Here is a 12,338-nt window from a genome sequence, read left to right on the forward strand (position 1 = left end):
GGGGTCCGTGAGGCAGGTCTCGGTCTCCTCCTCGGTGGCGGTGTGGTCCCAACCGGTGATCTGGAAGTACTCGGGGAACTCGGGGAAGTCCGCGGGATCCAGGGCCGAGTTGACCTCCGCATCGGAAGCCTCCTCCAGGATATTCAATTCGACCACCGGGGTGGCGATGTCGTCGGTGAGCCGGTCGACGGGCTCGTCGCCTTTCGTATAGAAGTAGGAGCAAGCCAGCTTCTCCGGCGCCGGGTCGACGGTGCCGTCGATGGAAATGGTGTTGTTGTGCCAGAGCCTGACCTGGGAGGACTCCGGCGTCGCCTCCAGCGCCTCGATCTCCTCGCCTTCGGGGCAGAAGTCGTCTACGGACACGCCCGGGGTGTAGGTCGGGCGTTCAAAGATGGGGTCGGACAATCCGGCGTCATCGGTGCCTTGTTCACCTGTGGCCGCGCATCCGGCCGCGAACAGCGCCAAAGCGCAGGCGACGGCGGTCTTCTGGATTCTCACGGGTAGCTCCATTCGGGCGGGGGGTGGACCGGTTCGGGGACCGGCGCGATCGACCTGCCGTCGATCACGGGAGCTTTGACGTTCGGAACGCACGGAAGGTTCCGCTATTTCGACATTGGAAGCTTTGCGGCCGTTGGATTCCTGGATTTCGGCCGCGCCCAGGACTCGCGGTTGCCCATGCAGAAGCCGTCAAGCCCAGCGGTGGCCATGCCGGAGACATCCGAGATCATCTCATGGGGGCGGCTTCATCTGCGGCCATCACGTCAACCGCAGCGGACGGTCTCCGCTCCAGATTCGGAGAACACCACCGTGATGACACGGAAGCCCGTGGAATTCTCATCTGAAGTGCGAACAGCCCTTCGGCGGTTCCTAGTGGTGGTTGAGAATCAGCTGGGTGAGAGGTGTTTGCTCCATTCTCGCATGGCCTCTTCGGGGGTCTTGTCGCCGAGGACGAGTCGGGGCCTGGTGTTGAGTTGACGGGCGACCGCCTGGAGGTCTCGCGCGGTGTGGACGGCCAGGTCGGTGCCTTTGGGGAAGTATTGGCGCAGCAGGCCGTTCGTGTTCTCGTTCGCGCCGCGCTGCCATGGCGAGTGCGGGTCGCAGAAGTAGATCCGGAACCCGGTCAGTACCTCGATGTCCTCGCGCAGGGTGAGCTCTCGGCCTTGGTCCCAGGTGAGGGTCCTGCGCAGCTCCCAAGGGATGTCGGCGGTCTGGACGACCAGTGCGTTGCGGACCTGCGGGGCTTTCCAGCCGCCCGGGAGGTGGATGAGCCGCAGGTAACGGGTGGTGCGCTCGACCAGGGTGCCGATCGCCGAGGACTGGGCCCGGCCGATGATGAGGTCACCCTCCCAGTGCCCGGCAGTACGGCGGTCCTCGACCTCGGCCGGACGCGCGACTTGCTGCGGCGACCACTGCTCGTTGAGCTTGTCGCGCACCAGCTTCCGCAGTGAGGCACCGGCCCGGATCTTGTGCTCCTTGGGGCGGCTCCGGCGCAACAGCGCCTGGTTGTGGGCCCACCAGGGCTGGTAGCGCCCGTCGGGCTTGCTGTTGCGGCCGATCTCGCGGTAGACAGTCTGGTAGCTCTTGTCGATCGATGCGGCGATGACCTTGACCGTCTGGTCGGCGTGGAGACCGTCGGCGATGGCGATGCGGTCGTCCTGGGTGAGGAATCGGGGCGAGATCGGGGCTGTGTCGGGAACGAGCATGCTCCCAGCATCGATGAACCACAACGATCCGCAGCTGGTGGATACCCCTACCTCCCGGGCCGCCGCTGCGCCCTTGTAACCCTCCCTGAGCAACTCGAAGTAGCGCTTCTTGACCGCTGTCGGCACCTTGTTGGGCGCGTATCGGGGCACCGAACATCCCTTCTGGATGATGCTCGCAACCACCGATAGAACTCAAGAGGTCTATCCGGTGATCTTCATCGACGCGATCCGCGTCAAGGTCCGCGAAGGGACCGTGACGAACCGGCCGATCTACATGGCTCTGGCGGTGACGGTCGAAGGGATGCGGGAGATCATGGGGATCTGGGCCGGCGAGCCCGGCGACGAAGAAGGCGCGAAGTACTGGCTCAGGGTCCTGGCCGAGATCCGCAACCGGGGTGTGAAGGACACGCTCATGGTCGTCTGCGACGGGCTCAAGGGCCTACCGGAGTCGATCGAGGCGGTCTGGCCCGACGCCCAGGTCCAGACCTGCATCATCCACCTGCTCAGGAACTCCTACCGCTACGCGTCCAAACGCGACTGGGACGCGCTGCGCCGCGATCTGAAACCGGTCTACCAGGCCGCTTCCGAAGCCGACGCCAGGGCCGAGTTCGACGTCCTCGCCGAGAACTGGGGCGAACGCTACCCGACCATCGTCCGGCTCTGGGACACTCAGTGGGCGACCTTCGTCCCGTTCCTGGCCTGGGACATCGAAATCCGTAAGCTCGTGTGTTCCACCAACGCGATCGAATCGATCAATGCGCGCATCCGCAGGGCCGTCAACGCCCGCGGGCACTTCCCGACCGAGACCGCCGCGATGAAGTGCATCTACATGGCGCTGATGGCTCTGGATCCGACCGGCACCGGCCAGAAACGTTGGTGCATCCGCTGGAAGATCGCCTTGCATGCGTTCGAGACCACCTTCCCAGACCGCCTGGGAATCGACACCAATCGATAGCAACCAACCGAGAACTACAGGCCAGTAACACCGTTAGATGAACAGTCCCACCACGGTCGAGCCAGCGGTGCGCCGCCTCGATTGCGTTCTCCGGGATCGACGCCTCTCCCCCGACCAGCGGGCCGGGACCCGAAGCGGCTCGGTTCAGCGGGCGCATCGGAATCCGACTGAGCCGGTCCGCTGTGCTTTCCGAGCCGTGCCCGACTGCTGGAGGGTGCGTGTCAATTCGGCATCCGGTACCTCGTGGTCCAGCGATACCGCTTCGAGCGTGTCGGGGATGGCCTCGGCGACATCCGTGAACAGGTTCGGGCGGTCCTCTAACCGCCGGACGGCGCCAAGTTGCGGCCGCGACCATCCTGGGGAACCGCTCGGCCACGCATTCCGGGGTTTTCGTCCCCGGTACCTGGTATGACATAAATAGAGGGGGCTGAAGTGGTTGCTGAGCCTGGGGCACAGAGGCGGTCGGATACGGCGGATCCTGACTATGCCGCATGGTTCGCGGCGATGCCCTCCCCGTGCATTGTGATCGCCCCGGATCTGATGATCGTCGAGGCCAATCGGGCCTACCTCGAGGCCACCGGCCGCACGCGAGAGGAACTGATCGGGCGGGACCTCTTCGATGCCTTCCCGGAGAACGCCTTCGATCCCAGTGCCGACGGCGGCATGCGGAAAGTGAAGGCCTCAGTGAGCCGGGTCCTGGCCACTGGGAAGCAGGACTCCTTGATCTTGAAGTACGACATCCCCGTCGCAGGGCAGCCCGGCGAGTTCGAGGAGCGCTGGTGGTCGCCGGTCTTCACACCGATCATCGGCTCGGACGGCAGCGTCGAATGGATTTTCATCCGCTCGGACGACGTGACCGCGTTCGTCCGGTCCAGCGCCCTCAGCCAGCAACTGCCGGCCGGCGAGCTTTCCGGGCGGATCGCTCTGGAAGCCGAGCTCTATGATCGGGCCCGCGAGCTCCACGACCTCAACGAGGAACTGCAGCAGGCCAACCTGCGCGAACGGCAGGTCGCCGTCACGCTCCAGGAGGCCATGCTGCTGACGCCGGACCTCGAGAAGCATCCCGATGTCGCGGTGCGGTATCTACCGGCCATCGAGACCTTGAACGTGTGCGGCGACTGGTATGACCTGGTCGACCTGTCGGGCGACCGCTTCTCGGTCGGGGTCGGCGACGTCGTCGGGCACGGCTTGGAGGCCGCCGCGGTCATGGGCATGCTCCGCAGCGTGCTGAACGCCGCAATCCGCGCCTTGGAGCGGCCTGCCCATGCCCTCGAGGTCCTGAGCTTGTACGCCCGCTCAATGGAGGGCGCGCTGAACACCACGGCCGTCAAGGCGATGGTGGATCCCAGCAACGGACTGATCATCTACAGCAACTCGGGGCACCCGCCCCCGGCCCTGGTGCACCCGGACGGCGAATGCGAGCTGCTGGACCAACACGTCGACCCGCCTCTGGGAGCCCGTCCGCAGCATGTCCCCTGCTCACAGGCGGGACATGCCTACACCTCGGGTGACACGCTGGTGCTCTACACGGACGGCCTGATCGAACGGCGGAGCGAGGATATCGACGTGGGTCTGAACCGGCTGTGCGAGGCCCTGTCGCGCCACTGCACCCGAAGTCCACGGCAGCTGGCCGATGCGGTGCTGGACGAACTCGGCGTGGCCGGCGGCGGGAGCGACGACATCTCCCTGATCATCGTCCGGTTGTAATGGACCACGCACGCGCCGGTCCGGCCGCCGACCATGACGTCGGACGACCAGCGCCGCGCAAGGCGGCGTCCACCGATCGCGGTTCGGCGCTATCAGGGATCCTGCGACGGACCCGTCGGTCCCTGCCTGCAAGGCGGCCCGACCCGCCGGGACGAAAGTCGGCGGTGCTCGGGTCCGTCGGACCCGCACATGGCGGCCCGGCGCGAGTTCCAATGGACGAAAGCACCTGTGTCTAGGAGGTCGGAGAGATGGCCGGAACGAACCGTAGATTCGTGTTCGCATTCAATGAAGGCGACAAGGACCACAAGGACCTGCTGGGAGGCAAGGGCGCCGGGCTCGCCGAGATGACCAATCTCGGCTTGCCCGTCCCGCCGGGATTCACCATCGCCACCGGTGCGTGCCGCCGATACCTGACCGACGGGAACATGCCGCCCGAGCTGGCCGACGAGATCGACGCGCACCTGGCCCGGCTCGAGGCCGAGCGCGGCAAGCGCCTCGGATCGGCTGTGGACCCGATGCTCGTCTCGGTGCGGTCGGGCGCGAAATTCTCCATGCCCGGCATGATGGAGACCATCCTCGATATCGGACTCAACGACGATTCTGTGGACGGGCTCGCGGCCGCCGCGGGGAGCGAGCGGTTCGCCTGGGACTCCTATCGGCGGCTCATTCAGATGTTCGGATCCACAGTGCTCGGCATCGACGCCGCCCGGTTCGGCGCCGCGCTCGACGCGGCTGAACGGTCGAGCGGTGCGGCGGGCGATGTGGACCTGGACGCGGCCGCACTGCGCGGCGTGGTCGCGGTATACAAGGCGATCATCCGCGACGCGACCGGCCGCGAGTTCCCCCAAGACCCCCGCGAGCAGCTCGACATGGCGATCCGGGCCGTGTTCGAGTCCTGGAACACCGAACGCGCCCGCGTCTACCGCCGCCAGGAGCGCATCCCCCACAACCTCGGCACCGCCGTCAACGTGATGGCCATGGTCTACGGCAACCTCGGGCCCGACTCCGGCACCGGCGTCGCGTTCACCCGCGACCCCGCCACCGGAGCGCCGGGCGTCTACGGGGACTACCTCTCCGAAGCCCAAGGCGAGGACGTCGTCGCCGGGATCCGGACCCCCGTCCCCCTCCAAGACCTCGAACGGCTCGACCCCGGCTCCCTTGCGGAGCTCAGGCGCATCATGGCCCTGCTGGAGGACCACTACCGGGACCTGTGCGACGTCGAGTTCACCATCGAGCGCGGGAAACTGTGGATGCTCCAGACCCGGATCGGCAAGCGCACCGCCGCAGCCGCCTTCCGAATGGCGATCCAGTTCCTCGACGACGGGCTCATCGACGTCAAGGAGGCCTTGGGCCGGGTGACCGGCGACCAACTCGCGCAGCTGATGTTCCCGCAGTTCGACCCGCAATTCGAAGCCAAGCCGATCGCCACCGGCGTTCCGGCCTCGCCTGGCGCGGCCGTCGGCGTCGCCGTCTTCGACTCCGCGTCCGCCGCCGACACCGAGGGGAAGACGATCCTGGTGCGGCGCGAGACCAGCCCTGACGACCTCCCCGGCATCATCGCCGCCGATGGCGTCCTCACCAGCCGCGGCGGCAAGACCTCGCACGCCGCGGTCGTCGCACGTGGCATGGGCAAGACCTGCGTGGTCGGCGCGGACGGTCTGGAGATAGACGCCGAGCAGCGGCAGTTCACCGCGCCAGGCGGCGTCGTCGTGCGCGAAGGCGACACGATCTCCATCGACGGGACCAGTGGCTGCGTCTATGCGGGGGCGATCGACGTGGTACCCTCACCGGTCGTCGAGTACTTCGAAGGCCGCCTCGATGCCGAGCAGCGCCGCCGCGACCCGGTGGTCCAGGCGGTCTCCCGCATGATGATCTACGCCGACGAGCGGCGGCGCCTCGGCGTCCACGCCAATGCCGACACCCCGGACGATGCGAAACGGGCCCGCCGGTTCAGGGCGGACGGCATCGGCCTGTGCCGTACCGAGCACATGTTCCTCGGCGAACGCCGCCACCACGTCGAAGAGCTCATCCTCGCCGAGTCCGCGGAAGAACAGGACAAGGTGCTCGCCGAGCTGCTGCCGATGCAGCTGGGCGACTTCGTCGGCATCTTGGCCGAGATGGACGGGCTGCCGGTGACGATCCGGCTCATCGACCCGCCGCTCCACGAGTTCCTGCCCGACCTCACCGAGCTGTCGGTCAAAGTGGCACTGGCCGAAGCACGCGGCGAAGTTGACCTGGGCGACGTCCGGCTGCTCCGGGCGGTCCGCCGCCTCCACGAGCAGAACCCCATGCTGGGACTGCGCGGGGTCCGGCTCGGCCTGGTCGTGCCGGGCCTGGTGGCCATGCAGGTTCACGCGATCGCCGAGGCGGCCGCGGCGCGGATCAGGGCCGGGGACGACCCGCGACCCGAGATCATGGTGCCGCTCATCGGCGGAACCGAGGAGTTCGAGCTGATGCGCGAGGAGATCGAGCGCGTCCTCCATGACGTCTCGGAGGCGTCCGGGATCGATATCCGCGCCAAGATCGGCACGATGATCGAGCTGCCGCGGGCCGCGCTCACCGCCGGACGCATCGCCGAGCACGCCGAGTTCTTCTCGTTCGGCACCAACGACCTGACCCAGACCACGTGGGGATTCTCGCGTGACGATGTCGAAGGCTCGTTCTTCCCGGCGTATCTCGAGAAGGGTATTTTCGCGGCCTCGCCGTTCGAGTCCCTCGACGAGGAAGGCGTCGGGCGACTGGTCGCGATCGCGGTCGAGGAGGGCCGCGCCGCACGCGAGGACCTGCTGATCGGCGTCTGCGGCGAGCACGGCGGCGACCCCTCCTCGGTCCGCTTCTTCGACCGGATCGGGCTCGACTACGTGTCGTGCTCACCGTTCCGGGTGCCGATCGCGAGGCTCGAGGCCGGCCGGGCCGCGGTGCTGAAGCCGACGGCCGAAGGCGATACGCGGTGACCGCTCCGGCTGCGGAGACGACCGAGAAGGGTGAACGAGATGCGGGCCGTCTGCGACGAGTCCGACCCGATCGCCCGACGCCTGGGCTGACCGGAGACACGGGACGGGCCGCGGGTGGTTCGAGCGGGAGTCGCAGGTCGTCCTCGGCGCCGCCGAAGGGCACATATATCTGAGCCGGCCTGAACACGAAGTCGGGCCGGTCGGTCACCAGCGTCAGGTCGACCCGGTCGCCGAGACTTCGACGCAGGGTAGAAGCGGTCGCAAGGCCGGCGAATCCTCCGCCGACGATGACGGCCCGGGCGTGTTCATGGCTTCCTCCTGGAAGCGTGCGGTAACACCTCCATGCCACTCCTGTCGCCCCGCGCCCTGCGCCCTGTGGTGACCAACTTCCCGTCATCAAGGGACCACGGCCCCGACCCGCGGCGGGCACCGCCACCCACATCGCTGCGGCCCCCGCGCTCATCGGGAACCTCCGATGGTCACGAACCCGTCGAACCATGGCTCAACCCTGGATTTCCAAAGACGCTTCATGGTCTGTCTAACGAGCACCTTCGGTGCCGCTGCCGAACCACCAGTCCGGCAGCGGCAATACGTAGGAGTGAGTCCAGAACGAAAGACGCCTCGAACTCTGTCACACTCGATGCCCCACTGCAGGTGACCGGCGACCTCCGACACCGAAGGCTCGAACGAGTAGCAACTTGGCGCTGGTTTCGAACTCTAAGGCAATGCTTCGAACGTAGCGTTCGGCCCGATGCCCGTATCGCGGGTGTAGTCCGACGAGCGACAGCGACGCGGCGCGCACGGCATCAATGTCGATGGCTTTACGCGCACCCTGTGCTCGCATCAGCGACGCCTGCACTTCAATGTCGCGATCGGCGAGTGCGATCTCCGCCCAGCAGCGAGCGGTTTCACTGAGTTCTGGGTCTGCGGTGAGCCTCTGCAGCACTTCGATGCCTTCGCGTTTGGCACAATCCGCCAGGCACTTAGCGGCATTAACCCTGGCAATCCCATCCAGTGTGGTGTCGGCGGTCAAGTCTCGGAGCAGCGCCAGTCCCTCGGCACGACGCCTCCATGTCAGGTCATCGGCCGCTGACACGCGCGCAGAATCTTCCAGGGTCTTGTCATTGGCCAACGATCGAATCAAGTCGATGCCGCTGGTGCGGTCGTACTCGACCAGGTCGCGGGCAGCGACGGTTCTGGCGGCATCGCCTAGCTCTGATCCCTCTGCAAAATTCCGCAATGCGGTCACTCCGGCGATGCGGTCGAATCGGGCCAGAGCGTCGGCTGCTTCCACCCTGTCGAAGCCCGACAGGGAGGCATCGGCCACGAGCGCGGCGAAGCGGTCATAGGCCGTTTCCGGATCGAATGAGGCGAGTCGTCGCATAGCCTTTACCGCCTGCATCCGATCGTCCTGACCGTTTGCGAAGGCATGCAGGAAGCGCATTCCGTCAGAGACGCCATGTCGCATCAGGTTCCAAGCTGCTTCCACCTCGATGCCCGCACCGTGATCGGCATTCGAGGCAAGCGACTTCAGGGCCTCCAGACCGGCTTCGCGATCGAATTCGAGCAGCCTCTCGGCCGCTTCAAGGCTGGCTCTGCTGTCCACCGATTCCCCTGCCGCGAAGGTGCGCAAGTATTCGACACCGTCGCCGCTCCCGTCGATGCAGGCGAAGCGGTGCGCGGCGCTGACGCGTACCGAGTCTTCAAGCGACCGATCGCTGGCCAATCCCCGCAGCCAACGCATTCCAGATTCTCGATCTCGCCGGGCCAGCACAACTATCGCACTCAGTCTGGCCGTGTCGTCCAGATCCGGATCAGTGGCGAACTGTCGCAGCAGATCAGTGCCTTCCTTGGGCTCATGGTGTGCGAGGTGCCGAGCGGCCTAGGCCGTGTTTGAGAATTCAGGGTTGCCAGTCGAGGATGATGGCGACGTGGATGGTGGCCTCGTATCGGACTGCGAGTTTGTCGTACCTGGTTGCGACGCCGCGGAAGCGTTTGAGGCGGCCGATGGTTCGTTCGACGATGTTGCGTCGTTTGTAGGCCTCGCGGTCGAACGCGGGAGGCCGCCCGCCGAGGCGGCCTTTGGCTTTGCGGGAGCGGCGCTGGTCCTTCTTGTCGGGGGTGACGGCCTGAATGTCGCGGCGACGCAGGTAGGCGCGGTTCGCGCGGCTGGGGTAGGCCTTATCGGCGAGGACTCGGCTCGGTCGGGTGCGCGGTCTTCCCGGGCCGGGTCGGGGCACGCTGATCTTGTTCAGCACCTTCTGAAATTGGGGGCTGTCCCCGGCCTGACCCGGGGTGAGCGTCATCGCCATGACCTGCTGGTTCGTGTCAGTGGCGAGGTGAATCTTGGTCGTCCAGCCGCCTCGGGAGCGGCCGAGGGCGTGGTCGTGCGGTTCGCCTTCCACGGGGTGCTTCCCGGCACCGGCGGCGCTGATGTGGGCGCGAACGGTCGTGGAGTCGACGCTGACTTCCCAGGTCAATCCTCCATGATCGTCGGTGAAGCGCAGGAGCATCCGCACCAGCAGGATCCAGGTGCCCTCGAGCTGCCAGGTCCGAAACAGCCAGTAGATGGTCGGCCAGGGCCCGAAGCGGCCGGGCACGTCCCGCCAGGGCGAGCCGACCCGCACCCGCCAGGCGACCCCGTTGACCAGCTGACGTCGTGGCCTGGTGATCGGCCTGCCCCGCCGGGCAGGAGCCGGCATCCATTTCCGCAGGTGCTTCCACTGGCGGTCACTGAGTTCCCCACGGGTTGATACGCCGACAAGGAAGCCTCCTGAGTTTATGAATCTTGTTGCAGCACAACAGATTCAACAGGAGGCTTCCTCAATTCTCAGACACGACCCTAGGGCGTGTTCGGGGATTCCTGCCTTTGTTCCGCCTGCATTCCGCCTGCATTCCGCCTGCATTCCGCCTTGTACGGGTCGGCTCCCGCCACCAGACTGATCTCGGTGGCGGCCCGTTTCGGTCGACCCGTACGGGGTGGTCGGCCGAGTTTCGAGCACGGTCCCTCTCCTGCATCAGCAGAAGGCTCAACGACGGCAGCAGAAGGAACACGATGTCCATGAACAGTATGCTCAAGAAGAACGTGCGAAGGGTCTCGGCGATGCTCGCCGGGCTCGCGATGGCGGCGACCCTTACGGGACTCACCGTCGCCGGCGCCGCTTCGGCGGCCCCGGCCTCCGACACCGCCGCGCCTGCCGCGGCCCCGATCTACTTCGGCGCCTACATCCTCAAGTCCGAGTGCCTGGAGGTGGCCCGCCAGTACGAAGAAGAAGTCCATAGCGATATCAACGCCTGGTGCGTGCGAGGAAACAACGACGGCCGCATCGTCTGGAAAGGGTACTACGAGTTCGTCTAGGTGTGATGTTCAGGGACGTGGTTCCGCGGTTGTAGCGGATTTGTCTGACAGGTGAAGGCCTCCGGGTGAACCTTGTTGCAGCACAACAGATTCAACCGGAGGCCTCCTCAATTCTCAAACACGGCCTAGGCTTGATTTTTAACCTTTGGTGCTGGTCTGGCACCCCCGCTTGAGTATGAGTGAAGCCCTTGCTTGATGATTCTTGTTGCGACACAAAGAATCTCAAATAGCAAGGGCTTCGTTTGTCTATTCTCCCTGAACCCGACACCGACGCGGGAACCGGGGCGCTGCGGGCCTTCCGGGCCGAGTTCCATCAGTGCCTGAGGGCCCGCTCGGACGCGCTGTTCGAACTCGCCGACGCGGTGCTGTGCAGCCCCGGGCCGGTGGTCTCGCTGCCGGGCCTGTCACTGACCGGGGTGTTCACCCGCGGGCACGGCGCACTCTACGACGCTCTGGCCGCGGGCCGGATCGACACCGACCAGCTCCGCAATGCCCTCGCGGCGCAGCCGATCGGGCGCATCCGGGGCCGGATCGTGCTCGCGGTGGATGCGACCGGGTGGCTGCGCCCGGACGCGAACTGCGCACCCGGGCGCTTGTACTGCCACGTGTCCGGGCACGGCCGGGGCCAGGACCAAATGGTGCCCGGCTGGTCCTACTCCTTCGCCGCCGCACTCGAATCGGGCGCGAGTTCATGGACCCAGATCCTCGACGCGGTCCGCATCGGTCCCGACGACGACCCCGCCGAGACCACTGCCCTCCAGTTGCGTGCCGTGGTCGACCGCCTGATCAGGGCCGGACAACACCGCAGCGGCGACCCGGCGATCACCATCGTGACCGATTCGGGCTACGACGTCCCGCGCCTGGCCTGGCAGTTGCGCGACCTACCGGTGATCATCGTCGGCCGCCTCAGATCAGACCGGGTGCTCTACGGCAGTCCCGGCCCCTGGTCCGGCCGTGGCCGTCCGCCCAAACACGGCCACGCTTTCCGCATGGCCGACCCCGACACCTGGGGCGAGGCCGATACCGCGACCTCGACCGAGACGGTCCGATACGGACGGCTCGAAGCCCTGGCATGGGAAGACCTCCACTCGCGACTGACTCACCGGGCCGCATGGATCGGGCACGAGGGCGCACTCCCGGTCATCGACGGCACCCTCATCCGCCTGAAGACCGAACGCCTCCCACACACCGGCGAACCCCGACCGCTCTGGCTCTGGACCTCACACCAAGACCTCGACCCCGGCCTGCTCGATACGATCTGGTCGGCATGGCTGCGCCGCTTCGACATCGAGCACACCTTCCGGTTCCTCAAGCAGACCCTGGGCTGGACCGTCCCGCAGGTCCGCGACCCCGAATCAGCCGACCGCTGGACCTGGATGATCATCGCCGGGTTCACCCAGCTGGGCCTCGCCCGATCCCTCGCCGCCGATCTCCGCCTGCCCTGGGAGACCCCCGTGAAGCCAGGCCGACTCACCCCGGCCAGGGTCCGCCGCGACTTTCCAAACCTCCACGCCCAACTGCCCCGGCTCGCCAGGGCACCGAAACACTCCAAGCCCGGTCCAGGACGCCCACGCGGGCAACGCAACCGACACCGCCCACCGATCGAAGTCCGGGAAGCTTTCGAGCACGCCCGGTCATAGCCCAGGACACGTCAGACAGAC

At 66.5% G+C, this 12,338-nt stretch carries 7 protein-coding genes and 3 pseudogenes; 5 read left to right on the plus strand and 5 right to left on the minus strand.

The window, feature by feature from the left end; genetic code table 11:
* From FAB82_RS04650 to FAB82_RS28775, 3 genes and pseudogenes are all read right to left on the minus strand, one after another.
* The coding region (locus FAB82_RS04650; protein ID WP_136533379.1) for a hypothetical protein at positions 1–498 on the minus strand (498 nt) is incomplete at its 3' end.
* Positions 499–884: 386 nt separating this feature from the next.
* Positions 885–1,388: pseudogene (locus FAB82_RS28770) on the minus strand (IS30 family transposase); the annotation flags it as partial.
* Between the two features lie 168 nt (positions 1,389–1,556).
* Positions 1,557–1,703: pseudogene (locus FAB82_RS28775) on the minus strand (helix-turn-helix domain-containing protein); the annotation flags it as partial.
* Between the two features lie 196 nt (positions 1,704–1,899).
* Here FAB82_RS28775 and FAB82_RS04660 point away from each other — a divergent pair.
* The 3 genes and pseudogenes from FAB82_RS04660 to ppdK all read left to right on the plus strand — a co-directional run.
* A pseudogene (locus FAB82_RS04660) lies at positions 1,900–2,658 on the plus strand (IS256 family transposase); the annotation flags it as partial.
* Between the two features lie 432 nt (positions 2,659–3,090).
* Positions 3,091–4,365, plus strand: coding sequence for a PP2C family protein-serine/threonine phosphatase (locus FAB82_RS04665; protein ID WP_281276851.1), 1,275 nt, complete (start codon positions 3,091–3,093; stop codon positions 4,363–4,365).
* A gap of 248 nt (positions 4,366–4,613) precedes the next feature.
* Positions 4,614–7,319 carry a pyruvate, phosphate dikinase gene (gene ppdK / locus FAB82_RS04670; RefSeq protein ID WP_136533383.1) on the plus strand — a complete coding sequence of 902 codons (2,706 nt, stop codon included), beginning with the start codon at positions 4,614–4,616 and terminating at the stop codon, positions 7,317–7,319.
* A gap of 631 nt (positions 7,320–7,950) precedes the next feature.
* Here the strand turns inward: ppdK and FAB82_RS04675 are convergent.
* Positions 7,951–9,063 (minus strand): hypothetical protein, encoded by a 1,113-nt coding sequence (locus tag FAB82_RS04675; RefSeq protein WP_136533384.1) that lies wholly within the window; start codon positions 9,061–9,063, stop codon positions 7,951–7,953.
* A 157-nt stretch (positions 9,064–9,220) separates the two neighbouring features.
* Complete coding sequence (locus tag FAB82_RS04680; RefSeq protein ID WP_136533385.1) at positions 9,221–10,102, minus strand: IS5 family transposase; 882 nt, start codon at positions 10,100–10,102, stop codon at positions 9,221–9,223.
* Between the two features lie 272 nt (positions 10,103–10,374).
* Between FAB82_RS04680 and FAB82_RS04685 the strand changes: the two genes are divergently transcribed.
* Positions 10,375–10,677, plus strand: coding sequence for a hypothetical protein (locus FAB82_RS04685; RefSeq protein WP_136533386.1), 303 nt, complete (start codon positions 10,375–10,377; stop codon positions 10,675–10,677).
* Positions 10,678–10,919: 242 nt separating this feature from the next.
* Positions 10,920–12,317, plus strand: coding sequence for an NF041680 family putative transposase (locus tag FAB82_RS04690; protein WP_136533387.1), 1,398 nt, complete (start codon positions 10,920–10,922; stop codon positions 12,315–12,317).
* Positions 12,318–12,338 lie beyond the last annotated feature (21 nt).

The organism is Glycomyces buryatensis, assembly GCF_004912275.1.
Classification (GTDB): domain Bacteria; phylum Actinomycetota; class Actinomycetes; order Mycobacteriales; family Micromonosporaceae; genus Glycomyces; species Glycomyces buryatensis.